We start from the raw sequence: 20,156 nt of genomic DNA on the forward strand, positions 1-20,156 counted from the left end.
AATAGATAGACTAGACTGGAATTATTTTCCAGTCTCTATCGTATTAGAAGGTAACTTATGAAATACATTATCAATCATTCAAATGACACTGCCTTTAATATTGCTTTAGAGGAATATGCTTTTAAACACCTTTTGGACGAGGATCAAATCTTCCTTCTTTGGATTAACAAACCATCTATTATTGTAGGACGTCACCAAAATACTATCGAAGAAATTAACCGTGACTATGTTCGTGAAAATGGAATTGAAGTAGTGCGCCGTATCAGTGGTGGTGGGGCTGTTTACCATGATTTGAATAACCTTAACTATACAATCATTTCTAAAGAAGATGAAAATAAGGCCTTTGACTTCAAGAGCTTCTCTACTCCAGTAATCAATACACTTGCTCAACTTGGTGTTAAAGCTGAATTTACAGGCCGTAACGATCTTGAGATCGAGGGTAAGAAATTCTGTGGAAATGCGCAAGCTTATATTAACGGACGTATCATGCACCACGGTTGCTTGCTCTTTGACGTAAATTTGTCAGTTCTTGCTAATGCTCTCAAAGTGTCAAAGGACAAGTTTGAGTCTAAAGGTGTTAAATCTGTTCGTGCTCGCGTAACCAATATCATCGATGAGTTACCAGAAAAGATTACTGTCGAAGAATTCCGTGACTTACTTTTGGAATACATGAAAAAAGAATATCCTGAAATGACAGAATATGTATTTTCAGATGAAGAATTGGCTGCAATCAATCGAATCAAAGAAACTAAGTTTGGAACTTGGGACTGGAATTATGGGAAATCACCAGAGTATAACGTCCATCGTGGAACTAAATTCCCTAGCGGTAAGGTTGAAATCTTTGCTAATGTTATCGAATCAAAAATTCAAGACATCAAGATTTACGGTGACTTCTTTGGTATCGAAGACGTAGCAGCTGTAGAAGATGTCCTTCGTGGTGTTAAATACGAACGCGAAGATGTACTTAAAGCTCTTCAAACCATTAACCTAGGTCGTTACTTCGCAGGAATCACTGCAGAAGAAATTGCTGAGGCGGTTGTAGAATAAAGAAAAAAGAAGTTGGACTTTACCAACTTCTTTTTAAATTGTTACATAATTTATATTATGTTACAAACTATCCAAGGCATTCTTTTGCTCATCATTAACGATATGGGTATACAAATCGGTAACTTGTGTGCTTGCATGTCCCAGCTGGTGACTGACCAAAACCTGTGATTTGGTTGCATCATAGAGACGCGTTGCTAGTGTATGACGCAGTTTATGGGGCGTCACGCGGACTTTGAAGTCTTCTGAATACTTGGCGACCATCTTTTCGACACTAGAAGCGTCAATACGGTTTGGAACACCTCTATATAAAGTTAGAAAGAGAGCTGTATCAGTCTTTTCTGTCTTATAACGTTTGTCTCGAATAGCAAGATATTGCTCTAGATAAGGCTTAGCAAAGGCAGCAACATTAACCGAGTCTCGTTTTCCACCTTTTCGAGTTACATCAATCACCATCATCTTGAGGTTGAGATCTCGAAGGTCAAGGTTAACTGCTTCAGAAAGACGTACACCAGAGGCAAGAAGGAGTGCAATAATTGCTAAATCTCGCTCTTTATTCTTATTAAAGGAAGATAGGGCTCGATTTGAGAGTGTTTGAGGGTACTCCTGGTCGATATAGTTAAGGAAACCTTCTGTTTCATCGCCTAAAAAGAGTTTTTGTTTGATATTTTCAGCCCGTGCAGCCAAGGTTTCTTTCTTTTTCTTGGTAGCAACCTTCTTCATGACATTGCGATAGAAATAAGGTTCTCCCTGGTCATTTTCAACCTCCTCAGTCAGATACTTGTAAAGACTAGACAATGCTGACAAGGTTCGATTGATGGTCGTTTGGGAAACTCCATTTTTAGTCGTATTAGCATTGAGCAAAGGACGTTCACGTAAGTAAAGAATAAAAGATTCCATATCTTTCTTGGTCATGTTCTCAAGAACATCCAAAGGAATATTTGCCATAGTATCAGCATCCGATATGCCAGATTCTAAAACCCAGGTGAAAAATCGATCGTATTCCTTTAAGTATTCGTACAAGGTTGTAAAACTGTATGGAACAGTCAGTTTCGATTGGTAATATTCTAATACATACCATGGCATGACTTGTTTAAGTTTATCGATACGTTCTAATAAGATCTCGCGTTTCATGTTTTTTTTCCAAACCTTTCTATATTAGTAGTATAGCATAGCTAGATATATTTTTCAAGAAAATTATAGTTTTTCGGAAAGATGATATAGGAGATATATGGGATTGTCTTAGTAAGCTATATAATGGAAAAATCGCTTAAAATATGGTAAATCATTGCTTCATTGAACTTATAGTTTTTTAAATGTTTAAACTTATACAATTTATTCGAATGTAATATAAAAACTCGATTCCATCTTTCAGGGACCGAGTTTTTGTTTTTAAATATTTTAATCTGTAAGAATCTGTCGATTAATCTGAAAAGAATTTTTCTTAAATCATTACCACATAACATAAATTATGTAAATAAATACTGCTATAAAAGCAAATCTTTCACTTTTCCAATTTCACTTTTTGGAATCACGAGATGAATCATATCACCTAGATACATCCTTGTAGATCCATTAACTGTCTTACTTTTACCGTTATGTATCTGGGTTGTGATAAGCACATTATGAGGTAAATTGAGTTCGTGTACTTGTTTACCAGCTATTTTGTCTGAAACCGGGATTTCAATTAGTGTAACTTCTCCATCATCAGTTGCTGATTCAGGTAACATTTTTTCCAGCATAGCTTCATAGACAGGCGCTCCTTTTAGTAAATCCATGACGATGTAGGCAACTAGGGTCACCATACCTAAAGGCATGAGATTGCGGATGTCACCAACCATTTCAGTCACAAGAATCATAGCTGTCAAAGGTGCTTTTGAGATAGCCCCAAAATAACCACTCATTCCAAGAATCACAAAGATAGGAAATTGCTGCTGGGTAACAAGACCAAGATTGACACAAATAACGCCTACTAGGGCACCAAGTAAGGATCCTAATGCTAAAATCGGTAAGAAAATACCACCTGGCAGTCCACTTCCGTAACTAATCATGCTCCAGATAAAGCGAATGATGAAGTAAATTAAAAGAATTTGGAAACTATAATCTTGTTCCGTTAAGGACAAGACAAGCTGATTGCCTCCACCAAGTATCTGTGGCAGGAAGATTCCAACTGGAATGATCAGGATAAAAGCAAAAATTGGATGATAAGTTTTATCAATATGAACCTTTTGGCCAATCCAATCATAAACTTTTCCGACATTTAGAACGGCTTTTTCATAAAGAAATCCTGAGAGCCCAAGAAAAATTCCCATCACCAGATAAATCCAATATTGACTAAGACTCATAAGAGGGATATCATCCGGCATATCCAAAACAGGTGTTAAGCCGAAGATGAGAAGAGAGACAAAGTTTGCTACTAGACTAGCAGCCAAGGTAGAAACCCAGAAAAATCTTGAAAAGTGATGGTAAACTTCTTCAACTACAAAAAGCAGACCTGCTATTGGAGCGTTAAAGGCTGCAGCAAGTCCAGCAGCAGCTCCACTAGCTATTAAAGAGCGCTCCTCTACTGGACTAGATTTCAGCCATTTAGCAATTCCTTTACCTCCAACAGCACCTAGTTGAATACTTGGACCTTCACGCCCTAACATGAGTCCACTAGCAATTGCGAGAATACCAAGAATATATTTCTTCCAGAGCACACTCCACCAGTTGAGTGACATGAGACCTTTTAACTCTGCTTCAACTTGAGGAATACCTGAACCTTTAATATCTTTTTCCGAGCGTGTTAATTTGGCGCTAAGCCAGCAAATAACAAGATAAAGCAGGGAGATAATCAACAGGTTACGTACAAGATTATCTTGATCATGATAAAGCCCTTGGATGACATGAAATCCTTTTTCAATAGAAAACCGAAAAGACCCAACAATAAGGCCTACGACTAATCCAACGATAATTCCTCGCCCTACTTGAGATAGAATTGTACTAGATGCAAAGGCAAATTCTTTCTTGGAACTAAGTGTTTCCGACTGTTCCTCCATAATTCTCTCCTTTAATTATCTTTTTCAGCTTCTGAAACGATCGTTTTAATCGGTTCAAAGCTTGTGCGATGAATGGGTGTAACACCGTGCTTTTCTAAACCTTCTAAATGTTTAGCCGTTCCATAACCAGCATTTTGAGAAAAATCATAACCTGGAAATTCCTGATCATAGTTTGCCATGATTTTATCTCTGGTAACCTTAGCAATGATGGATGCAGCTGCAATGGATAGGGAATTCGCATCTCCTTTGATGATGGATGTCTGAAAAATCGGCAAATCCAACTTCATAGCATCAATCAAAAGATGTTCTGGTTGAGGTTCAAGCTGAGAGATAGCTTCTTTCATTGCTAGTTTAGTTGCTTCATAGATATTGACGTGATCAATGACATGATTGTCCATAATGCCAATACCGATTGTAAGAGCCTTATCTTTAACGGCTTGAAAAATCTCCTCATGTTTTTTCTTAGGAATCTTCTTACTGTCATTCAAGCCTTTTATCTTACAATTATTTGGCAGAATGACTGCTGCGGCAACAACAGGCCCAGCTAAAGGCCCACGTCCAACTTCATCTACTCCTGCAATTAAGCTAATACCTTGAGCGTAAAGCTCTTTTTCATAGCTAAGCATGGCTTCTAAGCGGAGATTTTCATCAATTTCAGCTTGAATGGCTTTCTTACGCTTTTCAATTTCCTTTTGTACACCTGAACGAGAATCTTTTTCAAATTCCTTAAACAAGGGACTTTCAAGTTTAGTTATCTTTGCTAATTCTTCTTTTATTTCTTTAATCGTTGCCATTGAGATCTTCCAATGTATCTAATGTATAATTGCCTAATTTTCCGTCACGAACTTCTTTGACAAAGAGATTGTAAAAGCGATCGTAATCATCACGGAAACCAAGAATACGAGTCATGTCCATGATGATTTCAGGAGCTTCATCGTCCAGATTCATTTGTTTAAAACGTTCTTGAAGCTTATCAGGATAATGGGTTTTAAAGTAATTGAGACCGAAAATAGTCACTTCATCCATTGGAAGCAACTGATCCTTGATTGCTCCGGTAAGGGCAAGTTTAAGAGCGACAGTTTCATCTTCAAATTTTGGCCAGAGAATCCCTGGAGTATCCAAGATTTCCAAATCCTTATTTGTTTTGAGCCATTGTTGGCCTTTGGTCACACCTGGCTTGTTACCAACTATAGCAATTTTCTTACCAGCCAAACGGTTCATCAGCGTTGATTTACCAGCGTTTGGAATACCGATTATCATGGTACGTAAGGTTTCGATTTGAATCCCACGTTCCTTTTGACGAGCTATCTTATCTGCCATGAGTTTCTTAGCAGCATCCGTTACAACTTTTACTGTAATTTGCTCTTTAGAATTAATTGCCAGTGTTTGAATGCCTTGTGATTCAAAGTGCTGACGCCATTCTTTTGTTAATACTGGGTCCGCTAGATCTGCCTTGTTCAAAATCAATAGTCTTGGTTTATCTCCAATGATTTTAGTCAGCATCGGATTTTGACTAGACAAGGGCAAACGTGCATCGACTAAAACTGTTACAAAATCAACAAATTTTAAATTTTCCTGGACCTGACGACGCGCCTTTGACATGTGCCCAGGAAACCATTGAATAGTTGCCATGAGAGTATAATTCCTTTCTCTTATTGGATTTGTATCTATTTTTCCAGTTTCAAATATTAAATACAAATCCTTTTTCTAAAATAAATCACTATCTTTTATTATAACATGATTTCTCGTATTTGACGCTTGATTCATTGCCGATTGTAAAATGTTTTCTAAGCAAATCAGTCACAAATGAAATTCCTCATTGTCTAAAACGATTGAAAAATAATAGTGTTCACCATGATTTTTTACATAGTTGCTGATATACCTTTCTGTTTGAAAAATGGATTTACTGCTATCAATAGTTGGATCTTGTTTCTCGTAATACCAATTATCATAAGTATGTGTCAATTGGCCATTCTTATAACAAAACACATCACCACCTAATATTGTCAGATTGTTTGCTTGGACAATAGCAAGTAAGTCTGGGATCGCTGAATAATCATAAGCGTATGCATCAATCCCTAAGTCACGTAAATCAATTCCTCTTTTATTTATATTCTCAATATTCTGTTTCATAAAGTTAATTCCTCAAGTTTCTCTTGATAAGCAAAATCGATAACCACCATACAGTCGTTATCGATTTTAATGATTTTTAATCTTTTTCGCCTAGCTGACTATTGATTCTCATCATGATGCTTGCAATTTTTTCTCCCCAATATGGATCTGAAGCATAGAGGACATTCATACCTGATGCTTTATTTCCTAGGTATGTTCTGCCATTATCAATGTAATTTTCGCGAATCCACTTAGCTGCACCTAAGATACCCTTATCAACATCATCAAAGCTTTTAGCTGAATCATATGGTGTTGTATCGTAAGCTGCGATACCGAAGAAATTATTTTTATCCTTGGCAATCTGGCTACGTCCCCATGAACTTTCAAGGGCACTATGGGCGATTAGATATAGAGCGTTGATCTGATAACGTTCTTCAGCTTCTTTAAAGATTGCCCCCTTACCTGCCAGACGACTTCCCTTGATATTCATAAGAGAATAGACTTTATCTAATTCCTCAGCCGTGTAATTGCTTGGTTTTCTTAAATCTCTAAATAAGAAAGGATTTTTAACTGTAAAGTTTTCAAAGTTAATACCATCAGCTGAATAATACTTTTTACCAATAGTCATTGATGAACTATGTGGTGCAACTCGAATACTTGCGTAAGGTGACAACTCATGGTAAAGATAACGACCATCCGTAGTATAGTGAGGAATGAATTCACTATCTGAGCTGACCGCTACTAGATCACTCTTGTTCATATATCCTGAAAGTCCTGATATTTTGACTGGAAGTCGACCACCTTGAACTTCAGCCCCAGTAACCGAAACAATGCTACCTTGTGAGATATAGCTGAGTCTATCACCAGAAGCACTGTATACATAAGCTGTAATTGGTGTTACTTTATAATAGGATGATGGATCAGAAATCCATTTTCCATTGCTTTGGAATGAATAGTCTTTACCTTTGATGTTGAAAGTCCCTGTTACATATACCCCATCCTCTTTGAGGTAATACCAAGCATCATAGTTCTTATCAAAAATCCATTCATTCTTAGCCATATAGCCACCAGATTTTAGATAGTAAGCACCCTGCCATTGATTTTCAGCATAGGCACCGTCCGACTTGAGGTAGAACCAGCTATTATATTTCTTATCAAAGATCCATTCATTCTCAGCCATGGCTCCACTATCTTTTAGATAGTATTTAGATTTCCATTGGCTACTTAGCATGTCACCATCTTTATTAAAATAGTACCATGTACCGCTGATTTTCTCCCACTTGTCGCGAATAATTTTTCCTGATTCTGTAGCAAAGTACCATTTATCAGCAATTTTTACCCAGGAATTTTCCGCCATAGCACCACTATTCTTGAGAAGATAATCATTATAAATAGTAGCACTTAGCATGGTACCAGATTCATCAAATCGATACCAAACACCAGCTATCTTTTTCCAACTATTACGAATAATTTTCCCATCTTCATTGGCATAGTACCATTTATCAGCAATTTTTACCCAAGAATTTTCTGCCATAGCACCGCTAGTCTTGAGAAGATAATCATTATAAATAGTATTGCTTAACATTGTGCCAGATTCATCAAATCGATACCAAACACCAGCTATCTTTTTCCAACTATTACGAGTAATTTTCCCATCTTCATTGGCATAGTACCATTTATCAGCAATTTTTACCCAAGAATTTTCTGCCATAGCACCACTATTATTCAATAGATAATCATTAAAGATAGTGCTACTAAGCATGATACCATCTTGATTGAAATAGTACCAGACTCCTGCTATTTTTTTCCAATTTGAAACAGGCTGATTATTTTCATAATAACGCCATTGGTTATTTTCTTTTTGCCAACCTTCTTTGTTAACTACCTCTACTATTGCTTCTTTTGAAGATTGTTCGTGGGTATCAGGAGTTTGAGAGGTTGCTTTTTCAGCCTCGTTTTGATGTTTCTTCTCATTTCCTACTGTATTCGAAGAAGTTCTTTCTGATGATTGAATATTATTGGTAGCTTGAGAATCCCCGGCATAGACGGTTGTTTTTGCAAAACATGCCATAGAGAGGGCAACCGTACTTGCCAGCAATATTTTTTTCATTCTTTTCTCCTCGCAAATACCAAGATTGGGATTGGGATTTGTTTTTCCTAAATATTGTATTAAAATCGCTAATTATCAATTTTATTATACAATATTCTGTTAAATATAAAAGTAGTATCTTTCAGAAGAAAAGAACTTGTAATATTTTTAAAATATTTTAGAAATAAAAGTCAATAAAAAGTAGTCGAACATCAGCTGAACGACTACTTTTTTATAACATTATGCCTGACCATAGACTTTTTTGCGATTTTTTTTGGTTGCTTTAGTAGAATTCTTCCAAAGGTTTGGATTGTTGAAAATAGTGACGATCGCTAGTATTGCAAAACCAATGCCAACATACCAGTAGGGTGAATCCAAGGTTGTAGAACGTCCTGAGAGATTGACAATTCCACGAAATAGTGTACCTGCTGTAATAATCGCTACTGCCGAATTCCATAGATTTAGGCTAATACGAGAGAAATGTGGAAGAACTTTGAGAAAGATTGCAAGTAGAATTCCCCCGACAAGAGGTACTGCAAACAAATAGTGCATATGAACAGAAGTTTCTCCAAAGCTGAATGCTTCGTAAATTCTAGAAAATGCAAAGAAGAAAATAGTGATTAGTGTATAAGAAATGACTGTTTTTTTAAACCGTTTTTTGCCAAAATTAGTAACCGATGTAGACAATATCACTCACCGCCCTTTCTGAAATTTTGTTTCCTCCAGTCGTTGGTTTATTGATAACCTGACCGTTGAAGTAAAGTGTAGATGATCCACCACCATCAAGGTTGTAGGCTGTTTTTGCTCCATAAGATTTCATAACCTCAGCAAGCTGATAAAGAGAGAGACCTTCACTTTCAGAGGTACGTCCATCTGAAACCACGATGATATAGTGGTTTTCATCGATAATACCAATAGCTGTACGAGGATTTGAAGCCATGGCCTGTCCTACTTCTGTATTGGTATCAACTGCAATTTCACCATTTTCGACCAAGGCTGGTCCAAAAGCCAAGAGATTGACGACACCGTCATTTACTAGTTGCTCAGCTGAGATCTGATCTTCGTAAATAACCTTGAAAGAGCCGTCTTTATAAATAGCTAAGTCCCCATTACTAGAATCTTCACGAACAGTATCACGATAAACTACTCCATTACGGATAACATAACCTGTAGAGTTAGCACCATAGTAGTCCCCGTTTACCGCTAAAATTGCATTGTTGTCAGCTGCAGTTACAGAGGTTTTTGCAGTTACGTTAGTTCCATAAGCATTTTGAGCGAAGGCAGTTTTCAGATAATCTGATGAGCTGAGAGTAATATCAGCAACGTAGACTTGGGTATTATTGACAGTCGTTTCAGACAAATTAACAGAAATATTGTCATCTTTATAACTAGAGTCAGTGACAGTAGCCGTTTTAGCAGCTTGACTTGCTGCTGTAGCATTGGAACTTGTGCTAGTTGTAGCAACTGTCGAGATAGTTTCAGCGAGGACAAAGGTCTTTAGCATTGAGTAACTAAAGGATCCTGTCAAGAGTAGGCCAAGAACTGAGGCGTAAGCATAGCGTTTCTTTAAAAATTTCATAATACAGTTGATGTCCTTTCCTTAAAGATAAATTTCTTCTGAACTGTCCAAGAAACAGCGAAGAGAAGGATGCCGACGATAACTTTGGCAATCAGAAGGTTGATACCAAAGACTGTAAAGAAGAGACGAATCAGTAGCGTGTCTAAGACAAAAAGTCCGACTGCTAAACCAAAGTATCCCATCCCTGTTTTCACAAGGCTATCGTCGTTTTTAAAGACTAGTTTTTTATTTGTAGAATAGTTGAAAATAGAGCTAGTCACACGAGCGACTCCGTTTGCTAGAAAGATTCGTAGACTCGTCGGAACTGTCGACAAAATCAAGATTGCTAGGGCGTAAACGATATATAGTAGATTGAATATAGAATAGTACACTACAACTGCTAAAAATATTTCTAGAAATTAGTTTGACTTTTCTAATCTCTCTGTTCATATCTTATTTCAATCCACTAGATAAACATTTTTTCAATTTTAAATTTATAGTAGATCAAATACAAAACGGTACACTGTGAATTCTAAAAAATGCTAGAAATTGACTTAACTACTCTGGTAAATTTGTTTAGATTCTATTTCATTTCACTATAGTCTACAACAAAGCTACTAAGAGATGATAAGGCAAATTTAAAGATATTTTTATAAATCATGAGCCCGTCTTGGATTGGGCGGAAGTGCGAAGCCTCATTGTCATTAATATAGACAGTTTCAATAGGAACTTCTAAAATCTCGTATTCTTTCGTTGCTTCGAGCAACATATTCATTTCATATTCGTAACGTTGGCCTTCAATCTTAAGCATAAACGGTATCAAGTTTGTCGTAAAAGCACGAAGACCTGTCTGCGTATCTGTTACTCCTACTCCTGTTTGAAGCTTAAAGAGAGCTTTGGTTAAGCTGTTACCAAAACGGCTACGAAGGGGAACTTTCCCAGAAAAGCCACGTACACCCAAGATTAGCTTGTTTGGATTTTCAGAAGCTTTATTAGCCGTGCGGAAAATATCCCATACCTTGTGCTGTCCATCCGCATCTGCTGTGACAACCGTACCATAAATGTTTTGTTCTTGGATATAAGTAAAGGCTGTTTTTAGAGCCTGCCCTTTACCTTGGTTCACCTGGTGACGAATGACAGTAGCAAATTGTTTTGCTTTATCAAAGATTTTTTGGCACTCTGATGAACTGCCGTCGTCTATGACTAAGATATGAAAATCACTCTTTTCGTGAATTTTTTCGATGAGTTTGATAAGTTTATTATCTGGTTGATAAGCTGGAATGACTATGTAGTTCATATCGATACCTCTTTCTTTGATGATGGAATAACTATACAGAACATCGCTTAAAGATACCTTATATCAGTTTTCTTTAAGATTAGGTTTGAAAAACTTTAAGCTTAAGAAAGGGATTATCAATTAATAAGAAATTTAGTTTGAATTTTCAGATAAAAATAAATATACAAAAATCCTCAAATAACAACTGTATTTGAGGATGAATCTTATCATACAATGAAAGTACTTAGTCTATTTTCTCTCTTAATCTTTCAACAAAAAGATAGGCTGCAGGACAAGTTAAAGTGTTTTTGATCGTTAGATTATTGATTTGGTAAATCTTCTTACGGTCAGTATGTGGAAATTCACGACAGGCTTTGGGACGGACATCGTAGATGGAACAGAGATTATCGCCTCCTAGAAATGGACAGGGCATAGATTTGAAGACCTTATCCCCATCCTCGTCTACCTGCAAAAACTCAGCTTCAAAGGCTGGCAATTTCATTTTAAAATACTTGGCAATACGTGTGATATCTGCTTCTTTAAAGTCTGGACCAAGACTCTTGCAGCAGTTAGCGCAGGCTGTACAATCAATTTCATTAAAAACTTCTTGATGGATTTCAAGCGCAATTTTATCTAAATTTTTAGGCGCTTTCTTCTTTAGATTTCCTAAAAACTTACGATGCTCTTTTTGTTTTTGCAAGGCTAGTTGGTGATAATATTCAATATCGATTTCTTTTGACATAGTTTCTTTCTAATTTTTTAATGTTGATACAAATATTTTACGTAGGTACATAAATTAAATTATGTCAAATAACTTTGAGACATAATTTTAACAATAATGAGTTTCTCCATGCAGGACGAAAACTACCGCTATACTATCATTCTTTCTAAAAAAGGTTTGATGCAGTTGGTTAAAATGCCTTCTATCCAAGATTTTTGTGCAGAAGATAGATTTTCTGCATCTAAACATTCCTTTAGAAAATCACATACCTGATCAGGTGCTATTTCAAACTCAAAAGCCTTCATTTTGTAGAAAAAATCAAATAGATTATTAGATAGGTATTCTCTTGAAAATGGTATTTCTCCAGTTTTTCGATACATGATTAGAAGTCGGGAAAAGCGAGCTTTTTCTTCGGGTATATCCTTAAAATACGAGTTAAGCAACCAGACTTGCTTTTGTTTTCTTTCAAGAGGGTCTTGACTAGCAATGCGTTGATCCTTTTCAAGCTCTCTCTGGTACTGTTTTGATTTGATAGAACGTTCTGCACGATTTTTACCAAAGAGAATTTTTTCCCACTGGCGTTCCTCTAGAGTCAGTGTTTCGCTCAGTCCAAAGTAATCCTGATAGGCACGTTCAGCTGGTCCCATTGCTAGAACCAGGTTATCCGCATATTGTTTAGCAATCTTGTCTCGCTTCTTTCGCTCCTTTTCAGCCTTGATGCGAAGTTCCTGCTCATAGTCAATTTTTTCTTTTCCTAGTTTAACAAGATAGAGCTGATCGTCAGATTTTCCAAGTAGAAAGGGTTTGATAAATTTTTCAAGGACTTCCTCCATACGAGCTTTCTTCAAAGGCTCTGCCTTACTCCAACTTCCACCTTGAAAAACTTCCAAAAAGAGTTGATAATCCTTTTCTGGCGAAAATTGATTACCTCGATTTGACTTAAAAACTCCCTTTTCCCATAGCCAGTTGATTAGTCGCTCATCAAAATCCGTTTTATTAACTCGAATGGCTTCTTTTTTCTGGGCCTTTCTGGTTAGATTTTCAAGCTTTCTGAGAAGTTTTTCTTCCTCTTCTAGCTGTTGATCTAGGCTAATTCTTTGGAAATGACGCACACAGTCACTCCCAATGGGAAAAAGTCGTTTGCCAGTAACTCCGTTAAAAAGTTCATAAGCATACTTAATAGCATTACCGCAGACACAATTGCTCCGACCGATTCCATTAAAAATCAAGGAAACTTCACTCCATTCTTTGGTAGCTTGTTCCCAAGTATCGGCTTTAGATGCCTCTAAAACTACATCATATAAGTTTTTTCTAACAGGAATGGACATGATATCTCCTTTCTTTTTAAAGTTTAACGACTTCTACTTGGTCTTTACCAAGTAGAATCAAATATTTCTCAACTGTTTCTATCTGATATGAACGAGATAGAGCCTCTGCATAGAGAGCTAATTGTCCTCGATAGCGTTCAATAAGTTGACTAGCATGCTCATAACGATCTGTCTTGTAGTCAAAGAGAGCAATCTTATCATTGTAGAGGAGATATCCATCTAAGATTCCGCGGACAACAAAATCTTCCTGACTCTTAGCATCTCTTTTCAACATTGAGAAAGGTTGTTCTCGATAGAGTTTATCTTGGTTTGCAAGAATCTCTTGACCTAGAGCCGTATCAAAGAAGGACAAAATCTTATCAAGATTGATTTTGGATTTGACAGCTGAACTTACTTGAACTTGCTCCAAGGCCTCTGTTAAAGTCTCTAAAGTGGGTTTCTTAGCTAGATTAATTCTCTGCATGAGTTCATGGGTAGCACTACCAATTTCAGCACCAGTAACTTTCTTAGTTTTAGAGAAATCAGGAAGGTTGAATTGAACCGTACTTTCTTTTAGTTGACTTTGACCAGCTACTACTACACCTTCCATATCCATGACAGGTTCATAGAATTTTTTAAGCTGACTAGGGGTTTGTACACTTGGAAGATTGATTGCTGCACGGTGGACTTGATTATACATTTCCACTTCTTTTAGCATTTCCAACGCATCTTTGATGGTTTCTGACTGGCGATTATCTGCTTGGGATTGGTCTTGGAGCTGGCTTTTATTTTCCAATTCTCCGATAGCTTCTTTGGTTAGGTCTTCTTCACCCTCAAAGCGCACAGTGAAATGCAAATCCTCCTTAGAAAATGCTTGATAAATGGCCCAAATCCAATCTTGGAAATTTTGAGCATCTAACCTGGTTTGACGGGTTAGGAGACCTTGCCCATTTGTCGGGTATTCTTTAGACTCCAACTTTTCCCTCGATCCCTTTCCGACTAGATAAAGTTTTTTCTCAGCTCGCGTCATAGCCACATAAAGCAAACGCATGAGTTCAGAATAACTTGCTAACTGAAGTTCTTCTTCGTTTTGCGTATAGGTCAAGCTAGGGATAGATAATTTAATCGTAGATGGAACGTATTCCTCTTTGGCATTTGTAGCAACTCTAGCAACATACTTGAGACCAAGGCCATTTCTTCGACTTAGGATGACCTCAGACATGGAATCTTGCTTGTTGAATTGCTGATCAATGTTAAGGATAAAGACATAAGGGAACTCAAGGCCCTTACTTTTATGAATACTCATAAGTTCTACAGCATCTTTAGGTGGTGCCACAGCGACATTAGCAAGATCATGCTGGGCTTCCAAGACTTGGTCAATCATTCGAATAAATCGGGATAATCCCTTGTAATTACTCTTTTCAAACTGATCTGCTCTTAGAGCAAGGGCGTAGAGATTTGCCTGTCTGGCCTGACCATTTGGCAACGCACCGACATAGTCATAGTAAAAGCGGTCGCTATAGATTTTCCAAATGAGATCATAAAGTGAGTGCGTTTTAGAATACAAACGCCAAGCCTGGACAGTTTCCATGAAGAAGTTTAGTTTCTTTTGTAATTCAGCTTTGATTAAATCCTTTTGAAGACCCGTATTTGCTTGAGCATTGACTAGTTTTTCATAAAAATTTTCTTGAGGTTTTTCTTCAGATTTTTGGAGAGCAAGACGAGCTAATTCATCCTCGTCAAAGCTAAACATTGGAGACTTCATGAGAGCAACTAAAGCAAAATCTTGAAGAGGGTTGTGAATGACACGAAGAGTATCCAACATAACCTGCACTTCTAGGGATTGCAAATAGTTTGATTGGGCGCCGTCTGTCTTGACTGGAATACCATACTCAGACAAGGCAAGTAGGACCTGGTCATTGCGACTTCTGCTGGCAGTTAAGAGAGCCATGTCCTTGAAAGGTACACTCTTATCATTATGAAGGTGAATTATCTCCTTAAGCACCATGCGCATTTCACCAGTTAATTTGTTGGTTGCAAGTTCCTCATCATCAGAATCGCTATCATCCTTATCATATAAGAGAACTTCTGCCTTGTTTTCAGGATTTGCTTGAATATCAGTATTCCCAAAAACAAGCTGGTGCATACCATCATAAGTAATCTCGCCAACCTTCTCATCCATGAGATGTTTAAAGACGTCATTCGTAGCATCTAGAACTTCTGAACTACTACGGAAATTTTCCTTAAGCAGAATTAGCTGACCTTCTTTGTCATCTTGAGCAAATCTATGAAATTTTTCGTTGAAGATTTGTGGATCTGCTTGTCTAAATCGATAAATGGACTGCTTAATATCTCCTACCATAAAACGATTATGACCGTTTGAGAGGAGTTCCAGCATTCTTTCCTGGATGTGGTTGGTATCTTGGTACTCATCGACCATGACTTCGTGGAAGCGTTCCTGATATTCTTGTCGAACCTGAGGGTAGTTTTCTAAAATTTCAATGGTATAGTGGCTAATATCAGCAAATTCGAAGGCATTTTCTTCGCGCTTCCGTTGTCGATAAGCTACAACAAAATCTCTCATGAAAACTTGGAAAGTCTTAGCCAAGTCCCAAGACTCTTGATGATATTCTTCCTGGAATTTCACTAAAGTAATTTGGTCATTTAATGCGTTCAGCTTTTCAAACTTGTCTTTTCTCTCTTGGTTGTAGGCTTCTTTTAGAGCTTGGAGTTCAGCCTTGCGACTAGCATTTGTAAGAGCACGGCCACCCTTATCCTTAGAAATATTCACAACTCGCTCTAGAACTTCTTGATATTGATTAAAAGTTGATTCGTTGGTTAAAGCTCCGATTTCATCAAGAACTTGTTGGACAGTTTCTAAGTAGGCAGCTTTGCCAAATTCCTTGGCATCACTATCCAGATGATAACGGAAAAAGCTTTCTAAATCCCAAAGTCTTTCTTTTATATCCTCTGCAAGGTTTTCTTTAGCAACCGTAAAATCAGCCTTTTCAAAGCCTTTTAGAAAGGAATTTTCTAGCCAAGCCTGAGGATTACTAGTGGATTGCAAAAAATCATAAATCATATAGACTTGTTTACGCAGTCCACGCGCATCCTTGCTTCTACCTGCAAAGTTCTTCACCAACTGACTAAATCGTTCCTGTTCTTTACCTTGGTAGTGACTTTCAAAAACTTGACGAAAAACTTCATTTTTGAAGAGAAGCTGCTCACTTTCATTCTGAAGAATGCGAAAATTTGGAGAGAGGTCAAGGAGATAACCATGCTTGGTCAGGAATTTTTGCGTAAAAGAGTCCATGGTTCCAATCGCAGCGTTGGGTAAATCAGCTAATTGTCTTCCAAGATGTTTTTTTAGCTCCAAATCTTGAGTCTCTTGGATTTGTTGGCTGATTTTCTTTTCCAAGCGTTCTTTTAACTCGGTTGCTGCCTTTACCGTAAAGGTTGAGATAAAGAGTTGGCGAATTTCTACACCACGCGCTAGTTGATCAAGAATTCGTTCAGACATGACGAAAGTCTTCCCTGAACCAGCTGAAGCCGAAACTAGGATATTTTTCCCAGAGCTATAGATAGCTTGAATTTGTTCAGCTGTTTTCTTGGGTTTCTTGTTAGACTGAGCTTCTGCTATTTGCAAGGCTGCAATCTCTTCTTGGGTTAAAAATTTCATCGCTCCAACTCCTCTCTGATTTTATTAAACCAAGCTTCCTTGGCATTGTTCTTGGCAACTTTCTCTAAAAATCTCGCCTGACCTAAATGATAATTGGCTTCAAAACCTGTAATAGCTTGATATTGTTGAACATAGGGTGCAATGCTTCTACCGTTTTCTGTATAAGGGTTGATCGCAAATTCACCAGATAAAATCTTCTCTGCCGCTTTTTTGTAGAGAAGGGCATTATAGTCCAACAATAACTGGAATTCCTCATCAGACAACTGATAAGTCTTGTTTTTATTGTAAAACTCTCCAAGGTTTTTTATCTCTTTTTCAAGAAAGAGGCCTTGGTATTTCATAGTCTTATTCGTTTCTGCTACTACTTTAGAAAGAGTTTTAGCAGTTTGTAATGACTGAATTGGTTCAGCCATTTCTAGGTACATAGCACCAAAGAAGTCTCTATTCCCTTCTTGCTTGAGGGCGGCTAGATAGGTTGGTAATTGCGAATTAAGACCGTTATAAAAGAGAGGAAACTTAAACTGAGTCAAAGAAGACTTATAATCTACAACACCGATAGCATCAGAAGTTTTCAAACGGTCAATTCGGTCAACCTTACCACGAACATAGACATTTCGACCATTATCTAGCTGAATAAAGGCTTGTTCTTTGCCACCAAAGACTGCTTCTTCCTGAATCGTTTCAACATCCGCATTATATCGAAGAATATGTCCAGTAGCGCGTGCTACATCCAAAAGAACTTCCTGGGTGAATTGAGCCTCCAAGCTTTCCTGATAAATGGCTTGAAACTCACGTTCTTGACTAGTTTCATAGATTGCTTGTTCTAAACGACGATCAAAGGATTCATCACTCGGCATTTTCAATGCACGTTCAAAAATACGATGCAAGAAATTTCCGTGACTTCGTGCATCAGGTCGCAGACGCAATTCTTCCTGCAAACCTAAGACATAACGGAGATAGTAACTGTATTCATTACGGTAAAATTCTGTTAATCCAGAAGTAGATAGATAGAAATCTTGTTCCTGCGGATATAAAGCTTCCAGTGTATCATTAGCTAAAGCCTTGCTTTTCGGACTTGTCGGTAGGACAGGATTTTCCAAACCTTGGTCTTCCAACTTTTTACCCATCACACGAGCCAGAACTTTTACAAAAGTTAAGTCTTGGTCACTTGTCTCCATCTCACCTTGCTGATGATAGGCAACCAGACTAGACAAAAGACTGTGATAAGAACCAATGTCATCTTTCGATAGATTTTTTCGATCAATTCTCTTTTCAATCTTGCTAAAACCAAAGTCCTGCAATTCTTTCAGATAAACTGACTCTTTACTCTCATTTTCATTGAGTAAACTTGGTGCTGATAAGACTAATTGCTTCCTAGCAGAGTTGACCAACGAAAGCATAGTGTAGCGATTTTTCTTGAGGTTTTCTTGACTTGCAATCAGTAATTGAGAACCTTCTTGAGTCATTTGATTCAAGGATTCTCTTTCTTCATCGCTCAACAAACTGGTGTTTTGAGCAATTTTGGGCAAATGATCTTGAGTTAAACCAATTGCATAGATGTAATCAGCTGTCAAAGGTGCAATCAAATCATAACTTTGCACCAGAACAGTATCTACTGTTGCTGGAATTGTACGGTAATTTGACAAGCTCATACCTGAATGAAGAAGTGCCAAGAAATCATCTAAAGTGACCTGAGAACCTTCAAATACAGTTGCAAATTGCTCCATTACGTGGCAAAATGCTTTCCAGACCTCCTCTTGTCTTTCTTGCTCTGCTACTTCCATTGTTGCAGATAAGGTTTGTAACTGCTTGGTCAAATGAGAATCTTTCAAAAAGTTGTTCCATTTTGCAAGAAGATTCTCAGCTTTTTGCTTACGACTAGATAATAAAGTTTCTAGTGGATTTAGAACACGAACACGAAGCTTATTTAATTTTTCTAAATCAAACTTTCCATGATACGACTTTGTGAATTCTTGTTTAAAGTTAGAAAGACCATCAATCCCCAGATAGCGGAGATATTGTTCAAAGCTATCAATTTCCTCTTGACTAAGGTCCGTATAAAAGTTAGTTCGTAGGAGATTAATCAAATCTTCCTGACGGAAATTGTATCGTTTCAAACGTCCGATGGATTCTACAAATTGCGTTAAAGGATGATGAGCCATGGACTCACTCTTGCCCAGATAAAATGGAATCTGATACTGATTAAAAATTGTCTGCAAGGATAGTTTATAGGACTCTACGTCACCAAGTAGGATTCGAAAATTCTTATAGCTAAGTTTTGGCTCTGGGTGCAATTTCTGACGAATACTACGAGCAACTAACTCCAACTCTTCTTTTTGGGTCAGACAAGACCAGATTTGCAAGTCCTTTCTATCTTCGTCATTCACATCTAAACTAATTTCGGAATAATCATAGGCACTTTCGAGAAGTTTTGAGGCTTTAGCAAAGGCATCAAGATTTCCGTGTTCTTGACATGCATTTTCTGCCTTAGTCTGATATTTAAAAGCTAAATGACGTAGAAATTCAACACTGGCTTGATAGAGGTTCCCTTCACTAAAAGGGCTATTGTAGGCTTTCTTAGTCGCATATACACCAATGATAATTTCAACACCTTTACGATGAAGCAAATCCACTAGGTGTTCCTCTTCTGCAGAAAAACGGGTGAAACCATCAATAACTAGGGCAATCTGACTAAAATCACTACTGACCTTATTTTCTTCGATAGCATCAATCAGATACGATAATGGGCTTCCTTGTGAAACTTGACCTTGATTTAGATAAGCTGTTATTTTTTCAAAAATCAAGAGTAAATCAGAGCGTTTATCAGCGTCAGCCAGACTTTCCAAGTCCAAAAAACTCATCTTTGCAGTTGAAATTTCATGATAAATCTCAATCAGTTGCTGGATGAATTGCGGATCTTGTTTAATAGCCCCGTATACACGTAAATCCTTAGCGTCTATCTCAGACAGACACTTATAGAAAGCCATACCAAGACCGATATCATCGAGACTTGACCTCTCAGGAATATCATTTAAAACCAAATAACGAGCCATTTGAGCGAAGCGCGTGACTGTGATCGCAAAAGAAGCCTGCTGACTCAAATACTCCAGCACGGCACGTTCCTTTTCAAAAGAAAGAGAGTTAGGGGCGATATAAAAGACTCGTTTACCTTGGGCAACCAGTCCCTGAGCCTCCTTGGTTAAGATTTCTGTTAAAGAAGTCCGAATATCGGTATAAAGTAGTTTCATCTCAGCCTCGTTTAATTTTTTCATTACTCTACATTATACCATTTTTTAGGGTGAAAATACTTGATCAGCTTATTCCTTTAAGCA

General features: G+C 37.4%; 14 protein-coding genes and 1 pseudogene. 1 reads left to right on the forward strand and 14 read right to left on the reverse strand.

Annotation, left to right across the window (positions count from 1 at the left end; genetic code table 11):
• Window positions 1-57 precede the first annotated feature (57 nt).
• Window positions 58-1,047, forward strand: coding sequence for a lipoate--protein ligase (locus QM450_RS03385; RefSeq protein WP_414319652.1), 990 nt, complete (start codon window positions 58-60; stop codon window positions 1,045-1,047).
• Between the two features lie 60 nt (window positions 1,048-1,107).
• Here QM450_RS03385 and xerS read toward each other — a convergent pair whose 3' ends face one another.
• From xerS to rexB, 14 genes and pseudogenes are all read right to left on the reverse strand, one after another.
• Window positions 1,108-2,178 (reverse strand): tyrosine recombinase XerS, encoded by a 1,071-nt coding sequence (gene xerS / locus QM450_RS03390; protein ID WP_414319653.1) that lies wholly within the window; start codon window positions 2,176-2,178, stop codon window positions 1,108-1,110.
• 353 nt (window positions 2,179-2,531) lie between these two features.
• The gene (locus tag QM450_RS03395; protein WP_414319654.1) at window positions 2,532-4,082 is read right to left on the reverse strand and encodes a chloride channel protein; all 1,551 of its coding nucleotides are present in this window, start codon (window positions 4,080-4,082) and stop codon (window positions 2,532-2,534) included.
• An 11-nt stretch (window positions 4,083-4,093) separates the two neighbouring features.
• On the reverse strand, window positions 4,094-4,876 hold the full coding sequence (locus QM450_RS03400) for a ribonuclease HII (protein WP_414319655.1): 783 nt from the start codon (window positions 4,874-4,876) through the stop codon (window positions 4,094-4,096).
• Window positions 4,863-5,714: a ribosome biogenesis GTPase YlqF gene (gene ylqF, locus QM450_RS03405; protein ID WP_414319656.1), complete on the reverse strand. Its 852-nt coding sequence runs from the start codon at window positions 5,712-5,714 to the stop codon at window positions 4,863-4,865. The genes QM450_RS03400 and ylqF overlap by 14 nt, the downstream gene beginning before the upstream one ends.
• A 168-nt stretch (window positions 5,715-5,882) precedes the next feature.
• The gene (imm40, locus tag QM450_RS03410; protein WP_414319657.1) at window positions 5,883-6,215 is read right to left on the reverse strand and encodes an Imm40 family immunity protein; all 333 of its coding nucleotides are present in this window, start codon (window positions 6,213-6,215) and stop codon (window positions 5,883-5,885) included.
• A gap of 76 nt (window positions 6,216-6,291) precedes the next feature.
• Window positions 6,292-8,304, reverse strand: a complete 2,013-nt coding sequence (locus tag QM450_RS03415) for a glucosaminidase domain-containing protein (RefSeq protein WP_414319658.1) — start codon at window positions 8,302-8,304, stop codon at window positions 6,292-6,294.
• 219 nt (window positions 8,305-8,523) lie between these two features.
• Complete coding sequence (locus QM450_RS03420) at window positions 8,524-8,970, reverse strand: hypothetical protein (protein ID WP_414319659.1); 447 nt, start codon at window positions 8,968-8,970, stop codon at window positions 8,524-8,526.
• A complete protein-coding gene (locus QM450_RS03425; protein WP_414319660.1) occupies window positions 8,951-9,862 on the reverse strand; it encodes a phosphodiester glycosidase family protein in 912 nt (303 codons plus the stop codon). Before QM450_RS03425 ends, QM450_RS03420 begins: the two co-directional genes overlap by 20 nt.
• Window positions 9,859-10,233 (reverse strand): GtrA family protein, encoded by a 375-nt coding sequence (locus QM450_RS03430; RefSeq protein ID WP_414319661.1) that lies wholly within the window; start codon window positions 10,231-10,233, stop codon window positions 9,859-9,861. Before QM450_RS03430 ends, QM450_RS03425 begins: the two co-directional genes overlap by 4 nt.
• A 206-nt stretch (window positions 10,234-10,439) precedes the next feature.
• Window positions 10,440-11,138 (reverse strand): annotated as a pseudogene (locus QM450_RS03435) (glycosyltransferase family 2 protein); the annotation flags it as partial.
• A gap of 223 nt (window positions 11,139-11,361) precedes the next feature.
• A complete protein-coding gene (locus QM450_RS03440) occupies window positions 11,362-11,859 on the reverse strand; it encodes a YkgJ family cysteine cluster protein (RefSeq protein WP_000031465.1) in 498 nt (165 codons plus the stop codon).
• A 128-nt stretch (window positions 11,860-11,987) separates the two neighbouring features.
• Entirely contained in the window at window positions 11,988-13,166 is a 1,179-nt protein-coding gene (locus QM450_RS03445; RefSeq protein WP_414319662.1) for a hypothetical protein, read from the reverse strand.
• A gap of 16 nt (window positions 13,167-13,182) precedes the next feature.
• Window positions 13,183-16,824, reverse strand: a complete 3,642-nt coding sequence (gene addA, locus QM450_RS03450) for a helicase-exonuclease AddAB subunit AddA (protein WP_414319663.1) — start codon at window positions 16,822-16,824, stop codon at window positions 13,183-13,185.
• On the reverse strand, window positions 16,821-20,072 hold the full coding sequence (gene rexB, locus QM450_RS03455; protein ID WP_414319694.1) for an ATP-dependent nuclease subunit B: 3,252 nt from the start codon (window positions 20,070-20,072) through the stop codon (window positions 16,821-16,823). The genes addA and rexB overlap by 4 nt, the downstream gene beginning before the upstream one ends.
• Window positions 20,073-20,156: the final 84 nt, after the last annotated feature.

Source organism: Streptococcus infantis, from assembly GCF_047464615.1.
GTDB classification, from domain to species: Bacteria; Bacillota; Bacilli; order Lactobacillales; family Streptococcaceae; genus Streptococcus; species Streptococcus infantis_Y.